The organism is Flavihumibacter profundi, from assembly GCF_020076305.1.
In the GTDB taxonomy this organism is placed as follows: Bacteria; Bacteroidota; Bacteroidia; order Chitinophagales; family Chitinophagaceae; genus Flavihumibacter; species Flavihumibacter profundi.
The window spans coordinates 439,006-464,296 of record NZ_JAIQXE010000003.1 but is presented as its reverse complement, the minus strand read 5'-3'; the positions used below and the strand labels follow the sequence as shown (position 1 = coordinate 464,296).

Genomic DNA, 25,291 nt, shown 5'->3' with positions numbered 1-25,291 from the left:
TAGTTAATTTTTGGATAGCAACTGGTAAAAATGAATCTGGTCTCGCCATTTCCAATGACGAATTTTATTATTGGAACCCCGAGCTTTCCACAACAGATATCAATCCATCATGAAAGTAGGATTATTCATACCATGTTATATAGACCAGTTTTATCCAATGGTTGCTATTGCCACAATGCAATTGCTGGAAAAAATGGGTTGTGAAATAGTATTTCCATTAGAACAAACCTGTTGTGGCCAACCAATGGCTAATAGTGGTTTTAATACTTTATCAAAGGGCTGTGACCGGAATTTTGTTGCTAATTTTTCAGATGTTGATTTTATAGTTGCACCCTCAGGAAGTTGCGTATTGCATGTAAAGGAACATTTAGCTGATGCCCAAAACCCTGAAGCCGCTGAATTTATTCGCACACATATATTTGAGCTCACGGAATTCCTGACTGATGTATTGAAAGTTGAAAAACTTGATGCGCATTTTCCTTTTTCAGTGGGTTGGCACAATAGCTGCCATGGCCAACGCGGGCTCCATCTATCTTCAATGTCTGAACTGGTGGCACCGCATTTTTCAAAACCAATTAGCCTTTTAAATATGGTTAACGGCCTGCAATTGCATCTTCCGTCCAGGATCGATGAGTGTTGTGGTTTTGGCGGAACTTTTTGTGTATTTGAGGAAGCGGTCAGTGTAAAAATGGGTAAGGACAGAATTAAAGATCATGAAGAAAATGAGGTAGAAGTAATAGCCGGGGGAGATGTCAGTTGCCTGATGCACCTTGAGGGCATATTAAAACGGAAGGGCAGTAAAGTTAGGGTAATGCATATCGCAGAAATTTTGAATAGTCAAAAATGAGTAAGTCACATGCTGCGCTTGCGGCAGAATTTACAGCCGATGAAAATCGGACAGACTGGCATGATGAAACACTTTGGTGGGTAAGGCAGAAACGCGACAAAGCTGTACAGCAAATTCCTGAATGGGAAATACTGCGGCAATGGGCTTCAGCCATCAAGGAACATACTTTATCAAAGCTTGATGAATACCTGGCCATTTTTGAGCGGGAAGCAATTTCTAACGGGATAAAAGTGCATTGGGCAAATGATGCCACTGCCCACAATGAGATCATTTTAAAAATTATCAAAGAGCATTCCATATCCAAAATCGTGAAGAGCAAGAGCATGCTCACGGAGGAATGTCATTTGAATGAATACCTGCATCAATCGGGAATTGAAGTAATAGATACTGACCTTGGGGAAAGGATTGTCCAATTCAGGGGCGAGCCACCCAGCCATATAGTGCTTCCTGCAATCCACCTGAAAAAAGAAGACGTCAGTGAAACATTTCATGAGCATCTTGGTACAGAGAAGGGCAATAATGATCCGCAGTACCTGACAGAATCTGCACGTACCCATCTCCGTGAAAAATTTATACAATCGGAATTAGCCATTACCGGCGTTAATTTCGCCATTGCCGAAACCGGTGGATTTGTGGTTTGCACTAATGAGGGCAATGCAGATATGGGCGCACATGCGGCTAAAATCCATATTGCCTGTATGGGTATTGAAAAAATTATTCCAAAGGCAGAACACCTGGGCGTATTTACCCGTATGCTGGCTCGCAGTGCAACCGGGCAGGCGATCACAACCTATACCAGTCATTTCCATCGTCCGCGGCCCGGGCAGGAAATGCATATTGTAATTGTGAACAATGGCCGTTCCAGGCAATTGGGCCGTGAAGATTTCAGGAATTCCCTGAAGTGCATACGCTGTGCGGCATGCTTCAATACATGCCCGGTTTACCGGCGTAGTGGCGGGCATAGTTACCATACTGCTGTAGCGGGTCCAATTGGTTCTATTTTGAATCCCAACCTCGACATGAAAGCAAATGCGGACCTGCCCTTTGCATCAACTTTATGCGGGTCATGTACCAATGTTTGTCCTGTGAAGATCAATATCCACGAACAACTCTGGAAATGGCGCCAGGTAATAGCAGAAGAGGGCCTGGTGGCCCCGTCAAAGAAAATGTCCATGCAGGTATTGGGCTATATTTTGTCGAAGCCTTCCTTATACCGGCTGATTGGTAAAACAGGCAGGTGGGTCCTCAGGCATATGCCATTATTAGTAAAATTTAAATCCTTAAATCCCTGGTATAAACAAAGGGAAATGCCCGAAGCACCCAGTGAAAGTTTCCGGGACTGGTACAAAAAAAATAGAAGATCATGAGTGCAAGAAATACAATAATAGAAACTGTTGCAAAAAATAAACCGGCACTGATACCGTTGCCAGAAATGGATTTTAGCCAGTTTGAAACTCCTGTTGATTTGTTCGAGGCATTTTCAAAACAATTGCTGGTAGTGGGCGGAAGGCTCATTGAAATGAACGATGAATCCGGGCTTTCACAATTAATTCAACAGGAAAAATCAGCTGGTGTTAATATTATTAACAGGGTAACCAATATGGGTGAACCAGATGTTGTTCCGGAAAATGCGGCTGCTTTGCATGCAGTTGACAAGGCGTATATTTCAGGAGCTTTTGGTGTGGCAGAAAATGGTGCCATATGGGTTTGGGAATCAGCAATGGGGCAACGGATTTTACCTTTTATTTGCCAGCAACTGGTATTGGTGTTACGGCGCAAGCAATTGGTTGCTAATATGCATTTGGCATATAACCGGATTAACGTCCAGGAGGAGGGTTTTGGGGTGTTTATTGCCGGCCCTTCGAAGACAGCTGATATTGAGCAGTCGCTTGTGATCGGGGCGCATGGACCAAAGGCCCTTTCTGTGATAATATTACACTAAATTTATTGCATGAAAAGTAAACTTACCTTCTTGTTTGCCTTTGTATCTATGGTTGCAATGGCACAACCCAAAGGGAAATGGAAGCAGCTGTTTAATGGAAAGAACCTTAAAGGCTGGGAAGTAAAAATTGCAGGCCATGAACTTAATGATAACTTCGCAAATACTTTCAGGGTCAAAGATGGGTTGTTGCAGGTAAATTATGATGGGTATGACAACTTTAATGACCAGTATGGACATATTTTTTATAAGAAGCCTTATTCCTATTACCTTTTAGCCGTTGAGTACCGGTTTGTTGGCAACCAGGTTAAGGGGGGAGCAGACTGGGCATATAAAAACAGTGGCATAATGATTCATTGCCAGCCGCCGTCAACCATGTTGAAAGCACAGGATTTTCCGATTTCTATTGAAGTTCAATTATTAGGCGGTGATTCTGGCAAAACCAGGCCGACCTGTAACCTTTGCACACCAGGAACTAATGTAGTAAAGGACGGTAAACTGTTCACGGATCATTGCACTAATTCAAGTTCGCCCACTTTTGTTGGTGATCAGTGGGTTAGGGCGGAAGTATTGGTTCTTGGTGATTCAATCATTAAGCATATCGTTAACGGGGATACGGTTTTGCAATATTCAAAACCCCAAATGGGTGGCGGGGTAGTAAGTAATTATGATCCTGCAATAAAGAAAGACGGAATGATTTTATCTTCCGGATATATATCCCTCCAAAGTGAAAGCCATCCTGTTGAATTCAGGAAAGTTGAGATCATGGACCTGGAGAAATATTACAAGAAGAAAAAATAATCCCAGTTTAAAATTTTTTTTACTTCCTTATGGTGAAGGACTAACGGCAGTCCATCCTCCATCAACGATTAAGCTTTGCCCGGTAATATGTTTAGCCAACGGTGAAACCAGGAAAATAGCTGCATTTGCGATATCTGTCGTGGTTGCAGGGCTTCCCAATGGAGTAATATTCGACCAGGTTTTTTCATATTCGATATCGCTTTGTGTCCTTTCTGTAAGGGTTGCACCCGGAGCGATAGTATTTACCCGGATATGGTATGGGGATAATTCTATGACTAAATTTTTGGCGAGCATTTCAAGTGCCGCCTTGCTCATGCCATAGGCAGCCAGGTTTTTATGCGCCTGGTGACCAGTAACAGAAGAGGTTAACAGGATGCTTCCACCATTACCCTGTTTTATATATTGCCTGGCAGCAGCCTGCACAAGGAAAAAACTACCTGTCAAATTCACTTCCATCACTTTATTAAAAGCCTCGACCGTGTAATCAAGGAAATTCCCAAAAAGGGTGATGCCTGCATTGACGATAGTGATATCCAATTTTCCAAACCGATTAACAGCAGTATCAATTAGTTGTTCAATACATTGGATATTTGAGGAGTCGCCTGGCACGGCAATACAATCGCCGTTTTCTTGCCGAATAATTTTTGCGGCATTGCTGGCTAAGTCGGCATCTAGGTCATTCAGGATAACTTTTGCGCCCTGATCGCACAATTGGCGGCAAATCTGAAAGCCAATACCTTGTCCTGCTCCGGTAACTATCGCAACCTTGTTAGTCAGTAATTTTTCAGAAACCATATAATAATCGGGTTATTGAATTTGATAAAGTTAATGTGAATCCCGGGTGACTATGCTACCCGACTGGCCGATCAGGAAATCGAGATCCGCTCCAAGATTGGCTTGTTGCACATGTTGCACATAAAGTCCAACAAAACCGCGATTGGCAGCGGCTTCAGGAGCTTTCCATGAAGCCCTTCTCTGTGCCAGTTCATCAGCGCTTAGTGCAACAGTCAGCGTCCGGTTGATTACATCCAGCGTAATTGAATCACCTGTTTTCAGTAATGCAAATGTTCCGCCTACTGCTGCTTCCGGAGTTACATGTAAAACAACTGTTCCGAATCCTGTTCCACTCATACGGCCGTCCGAAATTCTAACCATATCAGTAATGCCTTTATCAAGGATTTTTTTAGGCAGCGTCATATTGCCGACTTCTGCCATTCCCGGATAACCTTTTGGCCCCACATTTTTCAAAACCATTATACAGGTTTCATCAATTTCAAGGTCCGGATCATTGACCCGCAATTTATAGTCTTCAATATTTTCAAACACAACAGCCTTGCCGGTGTGTTGCATTAATTCCGGTGTTGCGGCAGAGGGTTTGATCACTGCGCCGTCCTCACATATATTTCCTTTCAACACTATAATCCCTGATGTTTTATTGAATGGGGTTTGGGTTGTTTCAATGACGTTACGGTTATAGCAGGAAGAATCTTTTAAATTTTCGCCAATTGTGTTACCATTTACTGTAATGCAGTCTTTATTGAGGAATCTATCCAGTTCCTTCATAACGGCCTGTAATCCGCCGGCATAATACAGGTCTTCCATGAAATATTCACCAGATGGTTGCAGGTTGGCCAGCAGTGGGATGCCGTTCGATAGACGGTCAAAATCATCAATGTGCAGGGGCACGCCAATCCTGCCTGCAATTGCCAGGAGGTGGATTACAAAATTAGTTGACCCTCCAATTGCGGCATTGACCATTATTGCATTTTCAAATGCCTTACGGGTTAGTATATGCGTCAATGTCAGGTCTTCCTTTACCATTTCAACTATACGCTGTCCGGACAATTGTGCAAATACTTTTCTGCGACTGTCAGCGGCGGGTATTGCAGCATTTTCTGGAAGTGATAAGCCTAATGATTCAACCATGCAGGCCATAGTGGAAGCAGTACCCATAACAGCGCAATGACCATCACTACGACACATGGCAGCTTCAGCCATCCTTAAATCCTGTTGGGTGATCTTGCCGGTGGAAAGTTCCTGGCTAAACCGCCATATATCACTGGTGCCAATATTTTTTCCCCTGAATTTTCCGGTAAGCATTGGCCCACCTGAAACAACAAGAGTTGGAATATCCACACTGCATGCACCCATTACCAGCGAGGGTGTTGTTTTATCGCAACCGCACAAGAGGACTACACCATCAATTGGATTGGCTCGAATGGATTCTTCCACATCCATACTGGCCAGGTTCCGGTACAGCATGGCAGTTGGTTTGATCAGTGTTTCGCCCAGTGACATCACAGGGAATTCCAAGGGAAATCCACCAGCTTCCAGGACGCCTTTTTTGACGGATTCGGCAAGTTCCCTGAAATGGCCATTGCAAGGGGTTAATTCACTCCAGGTATTGCAGATACCAATTACTGGTTTTCCCCGGAATTCATCATCTGGTATGCCTTGGTTTTTCATCCAGGCCCGGTAGATAAAACCATCCTTGCCATCTTTCCCAAACCAGTTCTGGCTCCGTAATTTCTTTGACATGATATGCTGATTTTCAGATATTATTCAAATTCCATTTATTGCCGGCCATCCCCTTTACACCTGGACTCGCGAAATACACACTTCCGCTATCGGGATATTCCAGTAAATCTTTTTCAGAGAGATGTTCCCTTGCTGTGGTAATATACAACTGATCGAAGTTTTTACCTCCGAAAACACAGGATGAAACATTAGGCACCGGCACGTCAATTTTGGTCAGTAATTCTCCCGTTAAGGGATTGTAGCAGTAAACACCAAATCCACCCCATTGCGCAATCCATAGCATACCTTCTTCATCAATAGCCATGCCATCGGGTGCGCCATTTTCTTTGGGGACCTGGATGGCAATTTTTTCCCAGCGGATATTGCCTGAAACCGGATCGTATTGGTAAGCGGCTACCTTTCGCGTTGTACTGTCAATATGATACATATAGCGGTGGTCCAGTGAAAATACCAGTCCATTAGGTATAGTCAGTTGGTCAACTTTCCGGCTTATGGAATAATTTTTATCAATAATATATAATGACCCTGCATTTTCGGTAAAGTCCAACGCCATAGTGCCGATCCAGATATTACCCCGGTTGTCGCAAGCGCCGTCATTGGTGCGGATATTTACCTGGTTTTTTTCGAGTTCAGCCAGCCAGGACAATTTACCTGTTATCAGGTTAAAGGAAACGATGCCGCCCTGGACCGCAAGTATCAGGATGTTGTTGTTATCTGATTCAATGATAAGGCTTACCCTGTGGCCTATAAACCAGGAAGTCAACCGTTTATTTTCAGGTTGATATTCATATACTTTTTTCCCTTCAATATCGACCCAAAACAAACTGTTGCGGTCCGAATGCCACATAGGTCCTTCACCCAATTCGCATGAAATTTTTACAAGTAATGATGCTTTCATTGTTTTTAATTAAAGTGCTTGCCTGAATATTTTTTCCATCATCCCATATAAATTCGGATGCTTGCTTTTCAACAAATCGGGCCGTTCAAAAAAATATTCTGCCGCAACGGCAAAGAACTCACTTTTATTGGTAGCGCCATATGGATTTATGTCAGATTTTTCGTCGGTAATATCCTGAATTTTTTGATGTACAAGGTCTAACCAGGGAATTGTATACTGCTTCTCGAGAAGGGCTTCAGGAATTCCGTCTACAGCTCCGTCTGCCATATCGAGTAAATGCACAAATTCATGGATAGCCGTATTGCTTTTATCGGTCTTATTGCTGAACCCTTCTCGCAGCGCTGTTTTGCTCAACAACATTTTACCATTCATGTAACCGCTGCCCACCATTCCCATGAAATAGCGATTTTTCCCTTTTGCCCGAAATTCTTCATTGAAATTATCGTCATAGACTAGTACATCAGACAGATTGTTATACCTCCATTCAGGAAATCCGAAAATTGGGATTACAGCGCTTGCGGCCACCAGAACCCTATCGGTATCATCAATCGTAGTTCCGATATTTTCAATTCTTGTTTGTTGCAAAAATGAAACAACCAGGCTTAAGAACCGTTGCTGACCGGCTGGATTTAAATTCCTGTAATAGGCAATTTCGCTCAGCAGGATTTCCTCCAGCTGTGCAGGGATTGGGGTGGATTGCAATACCGACCTGCTGCGCTGTCGCCATAAAACATATCCGGTAATAACAGCAAGGAAGAATAATACGCCAAACATTTATTGAAGATAACCAGCTTCAATAGAAATAACAACTTGTTTGAAATACAGTTCGGTCTACGAATTCAAACAATTCACTCCATTAATTCGACAGTCCGGTAGAATTAACTAATCCAATTGATTTGGCTGCTGTTAGTATACCTAAATCATTAAATATGAAAAATGTATTTCGTTCTTCAACTTTATTAATAGCACTAGCGCTACTTGGAACTTTTTTTATGTCGGCCTGTGATAAAAAAGATGATCCAAAACCGGTAACAACGCCAACAATTACTGGAGTAGTGACATCTGACCCCAATTTTTCCATTTTGGCCGCTGCTGTCACCAGGGCCGGATTGGCAGACGCACTGAACCAACCCGGAACTTTAACTGTATTTGCACCAGATAATAAAGCGTTTACAGATGCAGGAATAACAGCTGATGTTATTGCAACAATTCCTGTGGCTGACCTGGCAGGCATATTAAAATACCATGTTTTAGGCAGCAAGGTAATGGCCGCTGGTGTACCTGCCAGTGATGCAGTTGTAACATTGCAGGGGCAAAAACTTTTTGCTTCAAAAAATGCCAATGGTGTTTTTGTAAATGGCATTGGCGTTAAGACTGCTGATGTTGCCGCAAGTAACGGGGTAATCCATGTAATCAGTGGGGTATTATATCCACCCACGGCATCTATAGCGGAAATTGCTTCAGGCAATCCGGAATTCTCTATCCTCTTATCTGCTGTAGTGAAAGCCGGATTAGCCGGGGCTGCAGCCGGTCCGGGTAAATTCACTGTATTTGCACCAACTAATGCTGCTTTTGAAGCAGCCGGATTAAACCAGGCTGCAATTGATGCTGCATCGGTTGAAACAGTTACAGGAATTGTTCAACAGCATATAATAGCAACCAATGTTTATGCCAGCGACCTTATTAATGGCGCAACTGCACCAACGCTTAAAAATGGTGCTACCTTAACAATAAATACATCGCCTGCCGGAGTGAAACTGACTGGCAGCGCAAATCCTTTCAGTAATGTGGTGACTACAACTGCAGGGACTACTTACAATATTACCGCGACAAATGGCGTAGTTCATGTAATAGACAAGGTAATTTTGTAATATTGGCTAAGTTCCTTCATGTTCAATCACCGGTTCCGATACCTGCTCATATTATTCCTGGGCATTTACTCATACTTTAATGCAGTATTTGCCCAGGTATTTGAGTTATATAATATAGGTGCACACTGGTATTTCTGCCTGGCCACCATGTTGTTGATTACGCTTGCAGTTTGGGAATTGAACCGGCTGGTTCTTCCGTTTTTCAATAAATACCTGGCGTTAAAGGGGACCTGGAAAAAGCTGGCGATATCTTTTGGAATCGGAACCATTTTGGCTTTTGTATCGGCAATATTAATTACTTCCGTTATAGGGTATTATTTGTCTGGATTTTCTTATGCTGAACTTCGGCTTCCATTGAAGCTGGCAATTCTGTATTCGACCCGTATCAATCTTTTCCTTCATGCGATTAATGCAATTTTTGTTTTTGTATCCGCCTACAAGCAAAAAGAACTGGAAGCAGAGGCTTTGCATAGAATTACTGTGCAGGCGCAGCTGCAGGCCATCCGCAACCAGGTTAACCCACATTTTTTATTCAATAACCTGAATATATTATCAAGCCTTGTAATTAAGGATAACCCGGAGGCTAATGAATTTGTTGAAGCTTTCGCTAAAGTTTACCGGCATATATTACACACGCAACATGATGAACTAGTTACTTTGGGAACAGAGCTAGATTATATTCAGCCGTATATTTTTCTATTGCTTAAGCGATTTCCCGAAAGCCTCTCCATTTCCATCCAGGTCTCAGATAACTTCTTAAAATACCAGATTGTACCCGGTGCTCTTCAACTTTTAATTGAAAATGCCATAAAGCATAATGTGGTTGGGAAAAAACATCCGCTATTAATTGATATTTCAGTGAACGGAATGAACAAATTGGTTGTTACTAATAATCTGCAAAAGAAAGAGGTTGTTGAATCATCTACCCAGATTGGCCTGAAGAATATCCAGGACAGGTATTTCTTAAGCACCGGTCAAAGTATATCAATAACCTCAGTTAGCGGTATTTTTAGTGTGCAGTTACCATTAATATAGGCTTATTTATGCGTACTTTAATAATAGAGGATGAACCACTTGCAATAGAGCGATTACAGATCCTGCTGAGGCAGGTATGTCCTGATGTTAAAGTTGAAGCATGCCTGGATAGTGTGGCAGATTCAATAACCTGGTTTCAGGAAAAACCCCTTCCGGATTTTGTATTGATGGATATTCATTTGTCTGATGGGTCTGCTTTTGAAATTTTCAGGCAGGTGGATATTGATGTTCCAGTCATATTTACTACAGCCTATGACCAATATGCTATTGAGGCTTTTCAATTGATGAGTATTGATTACCTGCTAAAGCCTATCAGTGCCGACAGCCTTGGGAAAGCCATTCAAAAAATGCGCAAGTTAAAATCAGGAAACAATCCGGGAGTTGATTACCAGGAAATTTTATCAGCAATTCAAAATGTGAGGCAACAATATAAGTCCCGGTTCCTGGTTAAAGTTGGACACAGGAGTTTTTTTGTAAAGACTGATGAAATCGCTTATTTCCAGGCAGATAACAAAATCGTTTACCTTGTTGCGCTTGATGGTTGCCGGTATATTACCGAGCACAAGCTGGAAATCCTGGAGCAGTTACTCGATCCGCAGTTTTTTTTCAGGGCAAACCGAAGCACTATTGTCCGGGTTTCGGCAATTGATCAAATCAAACCATATATTAATAGCCGGCTTAAACTGGTTGTAAAAGTGGGAAGCGGTCTTGATGAATTAGTTGTAAGCAGGGAACGGGTTACCGCGTTTAAAGAGTGGGCGGAACAATAAAATTAATTTTAGTTTTAATTTATTAAGGTTCAATTTCTAATAATTCTTCCGCAAGCTTATACCCGTGAAACTGTTTAATTACGGGTTTCCCTTTTGCCCCGATAATTTTGAGGGTGATTTTTTTCACTGTATCAGTCGGGAAACATAAAATTCTTTTATGGCCTATTGTAGTTCCTTTGATCATTTTTAATTCCCCTTTAACGTTAACGATTTCAAGTGTGAATTCACTGACCATCTGGCCATTTTTAAGGTCTTCCTGCAAGGCGATACAATTCATGGAAGTTGGTGCTGTGAGCTTGAGGGCCATTGACTCTGCCGAATAAGTTCCCAGCGGATGGCTGAATGACTGGTTGAGTAATTTCCTGAAACCTACTAACGATGCAGAATCATTCTCGTGGATCAATCCACGGGTATCAGGTGGAACATTTAAAAGGAAATTTGAGCCCCTTCCAACGGATTGCAGGTATAACCTGAAAAGGTCCCGGGCTGTTTTAACCTTCGGATCTTCTGATGCATGAAAAAACCATCCTGGCCTGATGCTTACATCGCATTCTGCTGGAATCCAGTTGGCACCATTAAAATTGCCCTGGTTTAGTGTATCTGTTGGTGGGCTGCCTGCACCTCGCTTGAATCCTGCTGTATCGAGCAGGTTCCAGTTGGTTTTGCCGGCAATGCCGTTTTCATTACCAACCCACCTGATATCCGGGCCGATATCGCTGAATATTACAGTCTTGGGAGAAATACTGCGAATTGTTTTTTCGAATTTCCTGAAATCGTAAACCTGCTTTTTCCCATTGGGTCCTTCACCATTTGCACCATCCCACCATAATTCCCATATCGGGCCGTATGCAGCAAATATTTCTTTCATCTGGCCAATATAAACATCATTATATCCATCGGTACCATAGGCCGGATGGTTCCTGTCCCACGGAGATATATATACGCCAAATTTAATGCCGCCTTTTTTGCAGGCTTCTGACAAAGATTTCAGGATATCGCCCTGGCCATTATTCCAGGAGCTTTCCCGTATGGTATGGGTGGAGAGCTTGCTTGGCCAAAGGCAAAATCCATCATGGTGTTTTGCAGTAATAATAATTCCCTTCGCCCCGGATTGTTTGGCGATCCTTACCCATTGGTCACAATCGAGTCCGCTGGGTTGGAATACTGAAGTGGCTTCATCGCCATGTCCCCATTCATTCCCGGTAAATGTATTTGGGCCAAAATGGATGAACCAATAAAATTCCATGTCATGCCAGGCCAGTTGCTGGGGACTTGGCTTTGGGTTATGTTGCGCTTTTTTTTGCGCGAAGCTGTTGTGTAGCAACAGTATGCTGATTACTGCTATTGTTGAGAATCTAATCATACTGAAAACTAAGAATTCTTTCGGATTGCCCTCAGCATTTCTCTTTTTCCGGGTGGCCCGGGAATTTTTTCTACATTAAATCCTGATGCCAGTAACGACCTTCGTACATCGCTTTTACTGCAGTAGGTAACCAAAACCCCATTTTCCTCCATCAGGTTATATAGTTTTGTGAAAATTTCAGTTGTCCAGAGTTCTGGTTGTGTGCCAGGCGCAAAAGCATCAAAGTAAACCAGGTGAAATTTGCGGCAGGAATTGTAATCCCCCAGTTTTATTTTTCTTTTGGTTAAGGTAAAATTTGTTGAAATTGATAAAGGTATTTCCCAATCACTCTTGTGCATGGACTGGAATATTTCTGACAAGTCATTTCGATTTAGTTGCCCGCAGTAATTGAGCTGGTCTATTATGTCCGTATCAATGGGATAAGCTTCCAGGGATTCATAGCGGACAGCCATATTTTCTGATGCTATAAGGGTCAATAATGCATTGAGACCTGTACCTAAACCCATTTCCAGGATTTCAACAGGCCTGCCGCTTTGCGGTGATATGAATCTTAAGCCCGCTTCAATAAATACGTGCATGGATTCCTGTATGGCTCCGTGTTTGGAATGATAAGTTACCTGCAAGGATGGAATCGAGATAGTATGTGAGCCATCTGAAGTTATTTGAAGGAGTCTTTCCATGATTCAAAGTTATTATTAACTTTCAGCTATGAGCTATACTGACCACCTTGCGAAAGATAAAAAACTGGCATTAACCTTATCCAATGCCCCTTTCAAGCTTAAGCAGGAGAAAAAAGTTTACCTCCATCTTTGTGGCTCTATAATGAGCCAGCAATTGTCGACGAAAGTTGCTGCAGTAATCTGGAAGCGATTCCTTGGTCTTTATGAAGACCGGAGCCCGACACCAGAGCAAATCCTGGCGACGCCCAACGATACCCTGCGCGGAATTGGGCTTTCTAATGCTAAAGTGCAGTATATTCAAAATGTTGCGCGTTTTGCCCTCGAACATGGTATGGAATGGAAGCAGCTGAAAAAAATGAGTGACGATGAGGTAATTGATCACCTGATACAGATCAAAGGCGTTGGTCGCTGGACAATTGAAATGTTGCTGATGTTTGCCCTGGGACGTGAAGATGTTTTTGCAGTGGATGACCTTGGTATACAGCAGGCGATGATCAAATTATACAAACTGGACAACTTCAATAAAAAGGAATTCAAGGAAAAAATGCTTCGCATTGCTGCAAAATGGTCTCCTTACCGTACCTATGCCTGCCTGCATTTGTGGAAATGGAAGGATTTAGCTGTCTGATCCCCAACCGATTTTTCCTCCCGTAGAGCAGTGCCTTGCTCTAATAGCTCTTGTAACCTGGGATGGAGGACCAGAAGCACTGAAGCAGTTTAGCGAAAATCTGGATCAATGGTTATTTCCGAAGTGGGTCACTTAAAAAAATTGACCGGTTACCATAAGCGGTGCTTTATTCGGAAGTTTGGTTCAGTACTTTCCAAAGAAGGTCTTTCAATTCCGGCAATCCCTTTTGGGTAACTGAAGAAATAAAAATGTGTGGAATGTTTGAGGGCAATTCCTTTTCAATGGCTTCCTTTAGTTCATTATCCAGCATATCACTTTTGCTGATAGCAATCACAAAGTCTTTCTGCAACATTTCGGGATTGTATTCCTGAAGTTCATTTTTCAGGATCTCAAATTCTTTCCGGTGATCTTTGCTATCAGCCGGTATAAGGAATAACAAAATGGAATTTCTTTCAATATGACGAAGAAATCGATGGCCCAGCCCTTTACCTTCAGCAGCACCTTCTATGATGCCGGGTAAATCTGCAATACAAAAAGACTTGCCATTGCGGTATTCCACCATGCCCAATTGTGGGTTTATGGTTGTAAAAGCATAGTCTGCGATCTTTGGTTTTGCTGCAGTGAGCACACTCAGCAGGGTTGATTTGCCGGCATTGGGAAATCCCACCAAACCAACATCCGCAAGTACTTTCAGTTCCAGTATTTTAAAGCCTTCAACTCCGGGTTCGCCAGGTTGCGAATGTTCCGGGGCCTGGTTGGTTGGTGTAGCAAAACGGGCGTTTCCCAATCCGCCGCGACCGCCCTGCATAAATATTATTTCCTGACCATCTTCAAGAATCTCAGCTTCTTTGTTCCCGGTTGCTTCATCATAGGCAATGGTGCCAAGTGGTACGTCAATATAAATATCTTTACCGCTTCTGCCTGAACTGTTATTGCCACTGCCACTTTCGCCATTTTCTGCCAGAATATTTTTATGGTAACGCAAGTGCAGTAGGGTCCAAAGGTTCTTATTACCGCGAAGGATAATATGTGCGCCCCGGCCACCATCACCTCCATCCGGGCCTGCTTTGGCATTGAACTTGGTACGCATAAAATGCTTGCAACCTGCTCCGCCATGGCCGCTACGGCAAAATATCTTGATCTGGTCTACAAAATTCGATTTCTCTGACACTATTGAACACAATTAAGTGGCGAAGGTAACCCAATTTGCTAATTAGGCTGGCTTTGTTCGGTTGACCTTGTTCCAGGTTTCGTATAAAACCTCCTGTGATGGCCTGCTTTGGGGTAATTCAGAAAGTGGTTCGCAGGCTACACAGAATTCGTGCATTTCGGCAGGGAGGGCCTGGTATAATGCGGTTCCCCGCGATTTCCAGTCCATCATTTCATCACTAACCGATTTCACTACCCTGGCCGGGTTGCCCAATACCAGGCTTCGTCGCGGAAATTTTTCTCCCTCTTTTATTAAGCTCAGGGCACCAACAATACATTCTTCACCAATTTCAACGTGATCCATAATCACACTATTCATCCCGACAAGGCAATTTCGACCGATCTGCGCCCCATGAATGATTGCGCCATGTCCGATATGTGCCCCGGCCTGCAAGGTTACTGTTATGCCGGGAAACATATGTATGGTACAATTTTCCTGAACATTACAACCATCCTCCAATACGATTCCGCCCCAGTCGCCACGTAGTGCGGCACCCGGACCAACATAACAATTCTTTCCAATGATTACATTTCCTGTAATACAGGCTTGAGGATGTACAAATGATCCGGGATGAATTACAGGAATAAATCCTTTGAAAGAATATATCATAGTATAAACTTTTAACTTAATCTAACGTTGATTCAATAACAATTCGCGCCCGGTCATTTATTAATTAGGTTCTTTCCGGTCCTGAAGCAGGTTCCTTTGAACAGGGCCACTTCTTCGTTAAGTTGATTTATGACAGTTATAAGGTAAACACCGGTGCTTCTTCCATTGTGTATTTCTTTTGCTTCAGCCCAAAGTGTGTCACCTGAATGGACGGCTTTGATGAAAGAGATGGCAACATCTAATGCAACTGATAAGTTGTTACGATTATTACAGGCGAACGCAAATGCACTATCAGCCAGTGAAAATGAAATACCACCATGCGCAATTCCAAAACCATTCACCATTTCTTCGCGGACCTGCATCTTAATCCTGCTGTATCCTTCGCGTACTTCCAGTACTTCTACTCCCAGCCATTGGCTAAAAGCGTCTTGTTGTATCATATGATCAACTACCTGCTGGTTGAGCTGCGATTTATTATTTTGCATATTTTATTTTCCTTTAAATGCGGGGGGCCTTTTTTCCAGGAAAGCCTGCACACCCTCTCTGAAGTCCTCCGTTGATGCTGCTTTTTGCTGCAATTTGTCTTCATTGCCGAGTTGCTCCAAAAGCGTATTAGACTCGGATAACTGTAGTGCTTTTTTCGTATATGCCAGTCCGGTAGTTGGCAAATTAGACAGGGTTTTTGTTATTTTTTCAACTTCATCCCGGAACACACTATCTTCAAAATATTTATAGATCATTCCCATCCGTTCAGCATCTTCAGCCGAAATCTTATCTCCAAGCATCATAAGTGCACTGGCTTTTTGTGAACCAATTAGGCGTGGCAAAAAAAATGTTCCGCCACTGTCCGGAATCAATCCGATTTTAGAAAAGGCTTGTATAAACGATGCAGATTTAGTTGCCAGCACTATATCGCAGCAAAGTGCCAGGTTTGCACCTGCGCCGGCAGCTACGCCATTTACCGCAGCTACAACCGGTTTTTTTAAATCGCGGATAGCCACAACAATCGGGTTATAGTGTTCAGCCAGGATCCGGGCCATACCCGGGCCATCCGGGTCAACAATTTCTGAAAGGTCCTGCCCGGCACAGAATCCTTTGCCAGCACCTGTTATCAAAACACACCGAACTTCATCTGATTTGCATTGGCGAAGCGTATCCTGCAATAAAAGCGCCATTTCACGGTTGAAAGAGTTGAGTTTGTCGGGCCTGTTGAGCAAAATGACAGCTATAGAATGCTCAATTGACAGCCGAATAGAGGGTTCCATTGTAGTAGAAATGTGATTATATTCACAAACCTATTGATTATTTCCATCTTATGCTTAGGGCCCTGAAAATTGTACTAATCCTTGTAGCCTGGGTGTTTATAATAATGAAGTCATACTATCTTCAATTCACTAATGATGAAGGCTATTCTTACTTCCTTATTAAGACACATTATTTTCGGGCAATGCCTGGAACAGCCAATACCCATTGGCTAAATTCCCTGGGTATATGGTTTGGGTTACTACTCGGCGATGATCCCTGGAAATTGAGGCTGTTTTCAGTTTTAGCCTGGCCGGTTTATGGTTATGCCGCTTTTAAATTAAGTAACAAACTGAATAATAAATTGGCAGGATTGGCTCTTCTATCAGCCCTGGTACTGAACCCCTATTTGCTTGATTTTTTTTCTGTTGCACGTGGATATGGAATGATGATCGCATTTTCTATGATGTCATTGTATCATGCCTATTGCCTGGTAAAAGAGCAAAATTGGAGTATCGGGAATTGGCAATTGCCCTTCCTTTGGGCCAGCTTCGCATTGCTGGCAAATTTCAGTAGCTTTTATAATTTCCTGGCACTTGGATTGTTATTTCTCCTTCAACATGCTATTAATGGAAATATCCGGCCGGTTTTTAATATACCTTTCAAACGCTGGGTATTTTTTTGTGCCGGAACAGTTGCATTTACAATTAGTAGTTTGCTTTTTATTAAATTCTATTCAGGAGATCTTGAATTTGGACATCAATCGAACTTGATTGAATCAATTATTGGTTCGGTTGTAAACGCAAGCTTATATGGATCTGCAAGCCTGGAAACCATACGTTTAATTAGTTACGGGCTTGTTTTATTTATTTCGGCGGGTGCCATTCAGGTAATTGTTAATTTGGTAAAACTGAGAAAGATAATTGCCAATGATCTTTTTACATGTTTAATTGCCATTTTTCTATTGCTTAATATTGTTTTCCACCTTTTATTGAATACTCCTTATTTATCTGAGCGGACTGCGCTTATTATTTATCCGATGATGGTGCTGACTTTATTATTTCAATGGGATGAACTCCTGGCACAAAGGCCGGGGTTGAATTTATTGGGTAATGCCTTTTCTATTCTTCTTATTTCCGGATTTCTGTTAATGGCATCTACAAAGTCTGAACTACATTATCATTATGATTGGAAATTCAATGCCGAGGTAAAAGAAGTATATGAATATTTTCACCGGAAGAAAGCAAAGAAAGTATATATGGATCCTGTGTATATGAATATATACAGGAATTATTACTCCCATGCATATCCACAGTTGTTCAGTTTTGAAATATCAACCATTAGCCAGCTTGAAAGCAGGCATTTACTGCCATTGGTGATTGAAAAAATGAAAGGGTGTGAGTATGCCGCGTTCTTTCCTCCAGTGGATACTTCTGGTATCAGGAATAGCGGTTATCAATTTACGGTTCAGGAAAAATTGCCTGTCACTAATTGTATATTAATGCGCTTAGGTAATGTTCAATGACATTTAAAATAATCAAAAGGTTCCTGGCAGTCAAGGCAACGGTATAGCGATTTACAGGCAGTTGACCCAAATTCACTGATCATTGTTGTATGATAAGAGTGGCAGTGCGGGCATTGAACCGATTCCTCTCTTTGAAAATATTCCGGGGTACATACCTGTTGCTTCGGGTTCGGGGGCGCAATGCCATATGCCTTGAGTTTATCTTTACCCGCCTGCGTCATCCATTCAGTTGTCCAGGCCGGAGATAAAATAGTCCTGGTGGTTACCGGACCATATCCATGACCAAGTAATTGCATTTTGATTTGCATTGTAATTACATCCATTGCCGGGCAGCCGGAATAGGTTGGTGTTATTACCACTTCAACTGCCTTATCCTGAATATTTATCTCTCTTACGATGCCCAGGTCGATGACTGATAAAATGGGCACTTCAGGGTCTGAAACCTCATCCAGTAGCTGCCATACTTTTGCTTCCTCATCCGGTATATTTGTATTATTTAAATTGTAGTTTACCATTCGCTATTCGGATAGGCTCTTTGTAAAAATTGCATTTCAGCTAATAAAAAACCCAGGTGTTCAGTGTGTTTCCCCGTTTTCCCGCCCTGCTGCATCCAGCCAGGGGGAGGTATTTGAAGGTTTGCCTTATCAAACGTTTCCTGGATTTTATTTAACCAGGTGTCTTTCAGAGTTTCCAGATCGGCAGCAATGCCTTCGGTAGCTAATTCATTTTCATATGGGCTGCTCAAAAACAATTCGCCTGAATACATCCACAGGTTATCCAATGCTTCCACCATTCTGCGGTTACTTTCAGCAGTTCCATCACCCAGCCTGATCACCCATTCACCACTCCACCGCACGTGGTAATTAACTTCCTTCAATGCTTTTTCTGCGATGGCAGATAAATGCGCGTCTTTGCTTTTTAAAAGATTGCCATATAACAGTTGCTGGTAAACGCTGAAGAAAAATTGCCTAAGGATTGTCTTTGCCCAGTCGCCATTGGTTTGCTCTGCCAACAGCAGGTTATAATATTCATTAGTATCACGCAGGTAGGCAAGGTCGTCTTCATCGATATCGCCAATAACGGCTAAAAATGCAGGTGAGCTTATCAGGCGCTTACAGTCAGATATATTATCATTGAAGATTCTGGCTGAATACTGGTATAAATTCCTGGCTTGCCCAATAAGGTCCAGTGCAATATTTGAAATCGCGATATCCTGCTCCAGCACAGGTCCGTGACCGGTCCATTCGCTGTTGCGGTGACCTGTTATCAAAGCATTGTCTGCCAGGTGCAATGTATATAAAAATAAAGAGGAGTTCATTTACATATGTTTCAATTCGTCGGGCAAATCATAGAACGTGGGATGGCGGTAGACCTTATCATTTGCAGGGTCATAAAGGCTCGCAGCTTCATCGGGGTTCGACGCATGCATATATTTGCTCTCAACAACCCAAATGCTTACGCCTTCCTGCCTGCGTGTGTATACATCACGGGCATTTTCAATAGCCATTTGTGCATCAGCGGCATGAAGACTGCCAACATGTTTATGGTCCATGCCCTGTTTACTCCGGATGAAAACTTCCCAGAGGGGCCAATCTGTATTTTTTGTTGCAGTATCCGTTTCTGCCGATTTGGACCTTTCACTATCACCGTAATCGCCATATTTATAATGTTGTAAATAATTTTTCATACTAATACTGAATGATCAATTAAAAAAATTATGCAATTGCTTTTTCATGCCTCTTTTTTTGTTTATCCGCGAAAGCTAATGCAGCTTCCCGCACCCAGGCACCTTCATTGTGGGCATTAACCCGGGCGTCCAGTCTTTCTTTATTGCAGGGCCCGTTTCCATTGATTACATTCCAGAATTCTTCCCAATTGATTGCCCCGAATTTGTAATGCCCGGAAACTTCATCCCATTTTAAATCTTTGTCCGGTAGGGTCATTCCTAAAAATTTTACCTGCCCTGCGCAGACATCCACAAATTTCTGCCGCAATTCATCATTGGTAAACCGTTTAATCTTCCATTGCATGCTTTGTGCAGTATGTGGTGAGGCTTCATCAGCCGGTCCGAACATCATGATACTTGGCCACCACCAGCGGTTGATGGCATCCTGGCACATTCGCCGTTGTGCTTCGGTTCCAATGCTTAAGGTTAACAATATTTCATAGCCCTGCCGTTGGTGAAAACTTTCTTCTTTGCATATGCGCACCATTGCCCTGGCATAGGGACCATAAGATGCCCTGCATAAAGGCACCTGGTTCATAATTGCAGCGCCATCAACAAGCCATCCAATTGCGCCGATATCTGCCCAGCTTAGTGTTGGGTAATTAAAAATGGAAGAATATTTGGCTTTACCAGAATGAAGCTGGTTGATCATTTCATCGCGACTGATGCCAAGGGTTTCTGCGGCACTGTACAAATAGAGGCCATGCCCGGCTTCATCCTGCACTTTCGCTATAAGGGTAGCTTTTCGTTTTAAAGAAGGTGCTCTTGTGATCCAATTACCTTCCGGCAACATCCCTACTATTTCGCTGTGAGCGTGTTGTGAAATCTGCCGGACCAGGGCCTGGCGATACCTTTCCGGCATCCAGTCCTTCGGTTCAACCCTGATTTCCTTGTCAATTTTTTCCTGGAATTGTAATTCCGGGTTCAAATCATTCAACTTGGTATTCATCTTTCAAATGTAATTAATACACCAATATTTAGCTAACAAATGTTAGTATTTTAGGACGCCAAGTCGCTACAGTCCTTGTTTTGGTATTATCTCATGTCATAATCCACCACTAATTCAGGGTTTCTCGGGTGCGACTGGCAGGTGAGTATATACCCTGCTGCAATTTCATCGGGTTCAAGGGCATAGTTCTGGTCCATATCCACTTTGCCAAGCACCAGCTTTGCCTTACAGGTAGAGCAAACCCCGCCTTTGCAGGCATAGGGGAGATCTGCACCCTGCTTTAAAGCTGCATCCAATATGCTGCTGCCGTGGTAGGGAAGGTCAAATTGGAAAGCGATGCCATCTAGCTTCACTGTTACAGAGGCAACAGGCCCCAGTTCTTTTGTAGCGTTGATTGATTTTTCGCGTTCACTTACTTTTTGCCCGGGAGTGGTAAACAATTCAAAATGAATATTTGTACTTTCCACACCATGCAACAAGAGGAAATCGCGCACAGTAAAAATCATTTCCTCGGGGCCACATAAAAAGAAATGATCAGTATTATTCCAGTTGATCAAAGCGGTACCCAGTTGCTCACATTTATCGGCGGTAATACGGCCATAATTGATTGGCGCATCGGTGATTTCCCGGCTTAAAATATGGATGACCCTGAAGCGGTTCATGTATTTGTTTTTAAGCGCTTCAAGATCTTCCCTGAAAATGATGGAAGTCCTGTTGCGGTTACCATATACCAGGGTGAATTCGCTAAGGGGCTCAGTGGCCAATACTGTTTTAATGATCGAAATTATGGGAGTTATTCCACTGCCTGCGGCAAAGGCGACATATTGTTTTTTGTGTAACGAATCTAAATGGATATGGAATTTTCCGGTAGGCGGAAGCGCATCAATTCGGTCACCTTTTTTAAGTGTTTGATTTGCATACACAGAGAAACGGCCATCCATAACTGCTTTAATTGCCACCCTTAATTCATTTTCCACTGGCGAGCTGCATATAGAATAGGATCGCCTCAGTTCTTCCCCATTTATTGTGATTCGTAGCGTAATGTTCTGACCTTCCCTAAAGGAAAAAGTATCTTTTAATACATCAGGAATATCAAACGCAACCGATATGCAATCGTTGGTTTCCCGCCTGATATCACTAATGAGAAGGGAATGGAAATGGATGGACATAATTATGCTTTTAGTCCTTCAATCATGATCAGCACCATATTCTCTTCGAGCTGTTTAGGACTGATTTTTTCTTTACTCCGGTGCCAGCTTTCAATACCGTTAACAGCGTGAAGCATTATTAGTACAACGGTTGGTGCATCAACAGGTTTTATTTCTTTTTGTGCGATGCCTTTTTCAATGATGCCGGCCAGCCGCTTCCGGTAAACCCTGCGCTGGCTGTGAAAATTAGAAAGATAAGGATCGGAAAGGTGTTTCCAATCGCGGTCTGCAACGATCACCATTTCATAGTGGTGAAACATTTGCCTGATATGGAACCGCAGCATTGCTTCCACTTTCTGGATACTGGTGAGGTCGCTGTTTTCAATTTCATCAACTTTCTGGGTGAATTCATTGGCAACCTTAAAGCAGATTTCCTGCAACAATTCTTCTTTTGACTGAATGTGGTTATACAAACTAGCCGCTTCTACACCAACAGCTTCTGCCAGGTCGCGCATCGATGCTGCTTTAAAACCTTTTTCCCGGAATAGCCGGGTAGCCGCTTCAACGATCACTTCTTTCTTGGTGCCGTTATTTTTGTTTTTGATCTTGGCCATAACAACCAAATATACAAACGAACGGCCGTTAGTTGCGCGAAAGGCCTGTTATGGCTCATTTATTTGGAAAAATTCGGCTACTTTCGCGGCGAATTGCCTGCACGCCCTGCTGAAGGCTATTTAATAAAACCACCTATAAATTATACTAATTATATGTCCTTAATTGTTGTTGGTACAATGGCTTTTGATGCTATTGAAACGCCATTTGGAAAAAGCGGTCAAATCGTTGGCGGATCAGCCACCTACCTGGCCTGGAGTGCTTCTAATTTTGTGCATGAGGTAAACCAGATGTCTGTTATCGGGTATGATTTTCCAAAGGAAGAGCTGGATGCCCTTATTGCCCGTGGCGTAGACATGGAAGGCGTGCAGGTAAAAAAGGACGAGAAATCATTTTTCTGGGCGGGCAAGTATCACCTCGACATGAATACCCGTGATACTCTGGATACACAACTGAACGTATTGGCCAATTTTGATCCTGTTGTACCGGCAAGCTACCAGGATTCTGAATTCCTTATGCTGGGAAACCTTATGCCTAAACTTCAGCTCAGCGTAATCAGGCAACTAAAGAACAGGCCAAAGCTTATAGTCCTGGATACAATGAATTTCTGGATGGATACGGCCATGGCCGACCTGGAAGAAGTACTGAAAGAGGTGGACGTGCTGATGGTGAACGATAGTGAAGCCCGACAGTTAAGCGGGCAATTTTCACTGGTTAAAGCCGCGAAGGAAATCAGGAAAATGGGCCCGAAATTTCTGGTAATTAAAAAAGGCGAGCATGGCGCTTTACTGTTCCATGATGAAAAAGTATTTTTCGCGCCAGCCCTTCCACTGGAGGATGTTTTCGACCCAACCGGTGCAGGTGATACTTTTGCAGGTGGATTTATTGGTCATATAGCCGCAACCAAAGACATCTCTTTTGAAAACATGAAAAATGCAGTAATTAAAGGATCAGCCCTTGCCTCTTTCTGCGTTGAAAAATTTGGAGCAACAAGAATGCGGGAAATAAGCCATGCAGATATTAATGACAGGGTGCAGCAATTTGTTGACCTGGTTAATTTTGATATCAACCTTACAAATTAATACACAAGGGTAATAGCATGCCGCCATCGCCGGGTTTTGCCATTTACCGAAAAAATATCAGTTACCGCTATGTATATACCTGGTGGTAACTGATTTTTTTTATCGTCTTTACCGTCCCAGGAAAACTGGCCCTGAATACCACAAAGACCATTCCTGGCGAGGCTTCGCACCAGGATTCCATTTCGGTTATAAATAAGTGTGGTGAGAACATAACCGGGTTCATTAAAACTATAGCGGATATGGCAAAAGTCATCTTTGCCATCGCCGTCCGGTGAAAAAAGAGCTGGTTCTGGCCAAATTTTAATTCCATTAAATGTATTTCCCGTAAACTGTGAATTTGCATAACCCGGCGTACCATAACCCACATTCATAGCTGCAGAAAACCAATTGTCCCTGTCCTGTGTTTTGCCTGTTGGATTTCTCCTTTCCAGGGCTATGCCTTCCTTATTTCCCAGTAGTTCAAACTGCCAGCCAGACTGGTAATTTAATTCATCCAGGATTTTGTTGTTACCATCTAATAGCACTACCGAACCAGTTTCGTTAGGCCAGGAGGGAAGTTTTTCCAATTCTAATATAGTAATGGGGTCTTTTACCAGGTATTGTTTGCTGAGCCAGCCTTTATTTTCAGTGCATACAATGTATTCTCCTGGACAGAAGTATCTCGGACTGGTGCTGATTGATTTTGATGAACTGATTTCACCCCGGTTATTCCGGTTAGCTAGTTTTAGTTGTTGCAAATCGATTATCTGCTGACCTGTATTGTATAATTCAACGTAATCGCAGCCGGTTGGGGGTGGATCAAAAAGCAACTCATTGATAACCATACCAGTTGCTATCGAGTCGGCTAAACCCAACTTTACCCGCCGGGTATTACCCGGCGGGTAAAGTTGGCATGACCTGATACTGTTGGCCTGCAGGGCATATACCTTGTGGGGTAGAAGCGGACCTGCAAGCTGGCATACCAGTTGGTTGTGTAATGGGCCATCAATGGTTAGCCCGGTAAAATCAAGCCATGGCTCCGATTCAATTGCCTTTATATTGGCGACAGACGCGGCATCGATAACATCATCAAAAACTAATACCAGTTTATCATTCCCTTTGGTGAACCCGTAAAGTAAATTGAAACCTGTTTCTTTATCTCGTGAAATGCCGGCCAGGCTGGGTTTACCGGGGCTGCCACCAGCCTCAGACTCACTGGCCTGCCAATTTCCTTTAATGCTGCAGGCCTTTTTCAAATCGATCATCTCCAGGCTTCGGCCATTTGTATTAACTCCCCCATAGGATTTTATGGAATAAGCAACTGCATGAATGAGGTTTTGGTTCCTGTCGAAAAGCAGGATTGTATCTCCGTCATTTGAAAGTACCGGATATTTTGTTAGCGCGATTGTTCTGCCATAACTGAGGTATTGGCTGAATGCGCGGGTACTGCAAACGATCAATATGCTGTCCGGTGGTAAAAAAGTGCTGTCCGGGAAAACTGCGGTTGTCCGGCCGTTGGAGAGCAGCCAGCCGGAAATATCAATAATTTTGCCACTAACATTTGTTAGTTCAATAAATTCTTCTGGTGGTAATGAAATGGCCGGAACAGGGTCTGGCAGCAATTCAGTTATAACTACCTGAAACGCTTGTGCAGAATGCGTTCCAGCAGATATCAAAAATATCAGAAACAGGTAATTCCGGAGCATGGAATGAAACTACTCAACCCCCGTTTTATTTGCAATAGCAAAATATTATTTGGGTGAAAAAACCCGGGTGCTTAATTTCGTGATCCATGACAATGATGAAACATACAACTAAGATTAAGAAACAGCTCCCCAA

General features: G+C 42.8%; 27 protein-coding genes. 10 read left to right on the top strand and 17 right to left on the bottom strand.

Features of this window, described 5'->3' with window-relative positions:
* Positions 1-109: 109 nt before the first annotated feature.
* Genes LAQ65_RS16720 through LAQ65_RS16705 form a run of 4 tightly spaced genes read left to right on the top strand, consistent with a single transcriptional unit; the run spans position 110 to position 3,587 of the window.
* Complete coding sequence (locus tag LAQ65_RS16720; protein WP_224118142.1) at positions 110-847, top strand: (Fe-S)-binding protein; 738 nt, start codon at positions 110-112, stop codon at positions 845-847.
* Entirely contained in the window at positions 844-2,214 is a 1,371-nt protein-coding gene (locus tag LAQ65_RS16715) for a lactate utilization protein B (RefSeq protein ID WP_224118141.1), read from the top strand. The genes LAQ65_RS16720 and LAQ65_RS16715 overlap by 4 nt, the downstream gene beginning before the upstream one ends.
* The gene (locus LAQ65_RS16710) at positions 2,211-2,789 is read left to right on the top strand and encodes a LutC/YkgG family protein (RefSeq protein ID WP_224118140.1); all 579 of its coding nucleotides are present in this window, start codon (positions 2,211-2,213) and stop codon (positions 2,787-2,789) included. Before LAQ65_RS16715 ends, LAQ65_RS16710 begins: the two co-directional genes overlap by 4 nt.
* Before the next feature lie 9 nt (positions 2,790-2,798).
* A complete protein-coding gene (locus tag LAQ65_RS16705; protein WP_224118139.1) occupies positions 2,799-3,587 on the top strand; it encodes a 3-keto-disaccharide hydrolase in 789 nt (262 codons plus the stop codon).
* A gap of 27 nt (positions 3,588-3,614) precedes the next feature.
* Here the strand turns inward: LAQ65_RS16705 and LAQ65_RS16700 are convergent, their stop codons facing one another.
* From LAQ65_RS16700 to LAQ65_RS16685, 4 genes are read right to left on the bottom strand one after another with little or no spacing between them, the layout of a single operon-like run.
* Positions 3,615-4,382 carry an SDR family NAD(P)-dependent oxidoreductase gene (locus LAQ65_RS16700; protein WP_224118138.1) on the bottom strand — a complete coding sequence of 256 codons (768 nt, stop codon included), beginning with the start codon at positions 4,380-4,382 and terminating at the stop codon, positions 3,615-3,617.
* A 30-nt stretch (positions 4,383-4,412) separates the two neighbouring features.
* On the bottom strand, positions 4,413-6,125 hold the full coding sequence (locus LAQ65_RS16695; RefSeq protein WP_224118137.1) for an IlvD/Edd family dehydratase: 1,713 nt from the start codon (positions 6,123-6,125) through the stop codon (positions 4,413-4,415).
* Between the two features lie 13 nt (positions 6,126-6,138).
* Positions 6,139-7,023 carry an SMP-30/gluconolactonase/LRE family protein gene (locus LAQ65_RS16690; protein ID WP_224118136.1) on the bottom strand — a complete coding sequence of 295 codons (885 nt, stop codon included), beginning with the start codon at positions 7,021-7,023 and terminating at the stop codon, positions 6,139-6,141.
* Between the two features lie 9 nt (positions 7,024-7,032).
* Positions 7,033-7,797 carry a M90 family metallopeptidase gene (locus LAQ65_RS16685; RefSeq protein WP_224118135.1) on the bottom strand — a complete coding sequence of 255 codons (765 nt, stop codon included), beginning with the start codon at positions 7,795-7,797 and terminating at the stop codon, positions 7,033-7,035.
* 155 nt (positions 7,798-7,952) lie between these two features.
* Here LAQ65_RS16685 and LAQ65_RS16680 point away from each other — a divergent pair, with 155 nt between their 5' ends.
* Genes LAQ65_RS16680 through LAQ65_RS16670 form a run of 3 tightly spaced genes read left to right on the top strand, consistent with a single transcriptional unit; the run spans position 7,953 to position 10,699 of the window.
* Positions 7,953-8,894 carry a fasciclin domain-containing protein gene (locus tag LAQ65_RS16680; RefSeq protein ID WP_224118134.1) on the top strand — a complete coding sequence of 314 codons (942 nt, stop codon included), beginning with the start codon at positions 7,953-7,955 and terminating at the stop codon, positions 8,892-8,894.
* Between the two features lie 18 nt (positions 8,895-8,912).
* Positions 8,913-9,929, top strand: coding sequence for a sensor histidine kinase (locus LAQ65_RS16675; RefSeq protein WP_224118133.1), 1,017 nt, complete (start codon positions 8,913-8,915; stop codon positions 9,927-9,929).
* Positions 9,930-9,937: 8 nt separating this feature from the next.
* Entirely contained in the window at positions 9,938-10,699 is a 762-nt protein-coding gene (locus tag LAQ65_RS16670) for a LytR/AlgR family response regulator transcription factor (protein ID WP_224118132.1), read from the top strand.
* 22 nt (positions 10,700-10,721) lie between these two features.
* Here the strand turns inward: LAQ65_RS16670 and LAQ65_RS16665 are convergent, their stop codons facing one another.
* A complete protein-coding gene (locus LAQ65_RS16665) occupies positions 10,722-12,062 on the bottom strand; it encodes an alpha-L-fucosidase (protein ID WP_224118131.1) in 1,341 nt (446 codons plus the stop codon).
* An 8-nt stretch (positions 12,063-12,070) separates the two neighbouring features.
* On the bottom strand, positions 12,071-12,742 hold the full coding sequence (gene mnmD, locus LAQ65_RS16660) for a tRNA (5-methylaminomethyl-2-thiouridine)(34)-methyltransferase MnmD (protein ID WP_224118130.1): 672 nt from the start codon (positions 12,740-12,742) through the stop codon (positions 12,071-12,073).
* A 28-nt stretch (positions 12,743-12,770) separates the two neighbouring features.
* Between mnmD and LAQ65_RS16655 the strand changes: the two genes are divergently transcribed.
* Positions 12,771-13,370, top strand: a complete 600-nt coding sequence (locus tag LAQ65_RS16655) for a DNA-3-methyladenine glycosylase family protein (protein WP_224118129.1) — start codon at positions 12,771-12,773, stop codon at positions 13,368-13,370.
* Between the two features lie 166 nt (positions 13,371-13,536).
* Here the strand turns inward: LAQ65_RS16655 and obgE are convergent, their stop codons facing one another.
* The 4 genes from obgE to LAQ65_RS16635 are packed head-to-tail and all read right to left on the bottom strand — an operon-like array spanning position 13,537 to position 16,454.
* The gene (gene obgE / locus LAQ65_RS16650) at positions 13,537-14,541 is read right to left on the bottom strand and encodes a GTPase ObgE (RefSeq protein ID WP_224118128.1); all 1,005 of its coding nucleotides are present in this window, start codon (positions 14,539-14,541) and stop codon (positions 13,537-13,539) included.
* Positions 14,542-14,583: 42 nt separating this feature from the next.
* Complete coding sequence (locus tag LAQ65_RS16645) at positions 14,584-15,189, bottom strand: acyltransferase (protein ID WP_224118127.1); 606 nt, start codon at positions 15,187-15,189, stop codon at positions 14,584-14,586.
* 53 nt (positions 15,190-15,242) lie between these two features.
* Complete coding sequence (paaI, locus tag LAQ65_RS16640) at positions 15,243-15,674, bottom strand: hydroxyphenylacetyl-CoA thioesterase PaaI (protein ID WP_224118126.1); 432 nt, start codon at positions 15,672-15,674, stop codon at positions 15,243-15,245.
* A gap of 3 nt (positions 15,675-15,677) precedes the next feature.
* Entirely contained in the window at positions 15,678-16,454 is a 777-nt protein-coding gene (locus LAQ65_RS16635) for an enoyl-CoA hydratase-related protein (RefSeq protein ID WP_224118125.1), read from the bottom strand.
* A 104-nt stretch (positions 16,455-16,558) separates the two neighbouring features.
* Between LAQ65_RS16635 and LAQ65_RS16630 the strand changes: the two genes are divergently transcribed.
* Positions 16,559-17,956, top strand: a complete 1,398-nt coding sequence (locus LAQ65_RS16630; RefSeq protein WP_224118124.1) for a hypothetical protein — start codon at positions 16,559-16,561, stop codon at positions 17,954-17,956.
* Here LAQ65_RS16630 and paaD read toward each other — a convergent pair.
* The 6 genes from paaD to LAQ65_RS16600 all read right to left on the bottom strand — a co-directional run bounded on the left by paaD (position 17,950) and on the right by LAQ65_RS16600 (position 22,393).
* Entirely contained in the window at positions 17,950-18,471 is a 522-nt protein-coding gene (gene paaD / locus LAQ65_RS16625) for a 1,2-phenylacetyl-CoA epoxidase subunit PaaD (protein WP_224118123.1), read from the bottom strand. The genes LAQ65_RS16630 and paaD overlap by 7 nt on opposite strands.
* Positions 18,465-19,274, bottom strand: a complete 810-nt coding sequence (gene paaC, locus LAQ65_RS16620) for a 1,2-phenylacetyl-CoA epoxidase subunit PaaC (RefSeq protein WP_224118122.1) — start codon at positions 19,272-19,274, stop codon at positions 18,465-18,467. The genes paaD and paaC overlap by 7 nt, the downstream gene beginning before the upstream one ends.
* Positions 19,275-19,643 (bottom strand): 1,2-phenylacetyl-CoA epoxidase subunit PaaB, encoded by a 369-nt coding sequence (paaB, locus tag LAQ65_RS16615; RefSeq protein WP_224118121.1) that lies wholly within the window; start codon positions 19,641-19,643, stop codon positions 19,275-19,277.
* 28 nt (positions 19,644-19,671) lie between these two features.
* A complete protein-coding gene (gene paaA, locus LAQ65_RS16610) occupies positions 19,672-20,631 on the bottom strand; it encodes a 1,2-phenylacetyl-CoA epoxidase subunit PaaA (RefSeq protein ID WP_224118120.1) in 960 nt (319 codons plus the stop codon).
* Positions 20,632-20,717: 86 nt separating this feature from the next.
* Positions 20,718-21,800, bottom strand: coding sequence for a 1,2-phenylacetyl-CoA epoxidase subunit PaaE (gene paaE, locus LAQ65_RS16605; RefSeq protein ID WP_224118119.1), 1,083 nt, complete (start codon positions 21,798-21,800; stop codon positions 20,718-20,720).
* Positions 21,801-21,802: 2 nt separating this feature from the next.
* Positions 21,803-22,393, bottom strand: a complete 591-nt coding sequence (locus tag LAQ65_RS16600) for a TetR/AcrR family transcriptional regulator (RefSeq protein ID WP_224118118.1) — start codon at positions 22,391-22,393, stop codon at positions 21,803-21,805.
* Between the two features lie 153 nt (positions 22,394-22,546).
* Here LAQ65_RS16600 and LAQ65_RS16595 point away from each other — a divergent pair, with 153 nt between their 5' ends.
* Positions 22,547-23,473 (top strand): PfkB family carbohydrate kinase, encoded by a 927-nt coding sequence (locus tag LAQ65_RS16595; RefSeq protein ID WP_224118117.1) that lies wholly within the window; start codon positions 22,547-22,549, stop codon positions 23,471-23,473.
* On the opposite strand, the gene LAQ65_RS16590 is transcribed toward LAQ65_RS16595, so the two are convergent.
* Positions 23,470-25,128 (bottom strand): lamin tail domain-containing protein, encoded by a 1,659-nt coding sequence (locus LAQ65_RS16590; protein WP_224118116.1) that lies wholly within the window; start codon positions 25,126-25,128, stop codon positions 23,470-23,472. The two genes, LAQ65_RS16595 and LAQ65_RS16590, sit on opposite strands and share 4 nt — an antisense overlap.
* Between the last annotated feature and the right edge of the window lie 163 nt (positions 25,129-25,291).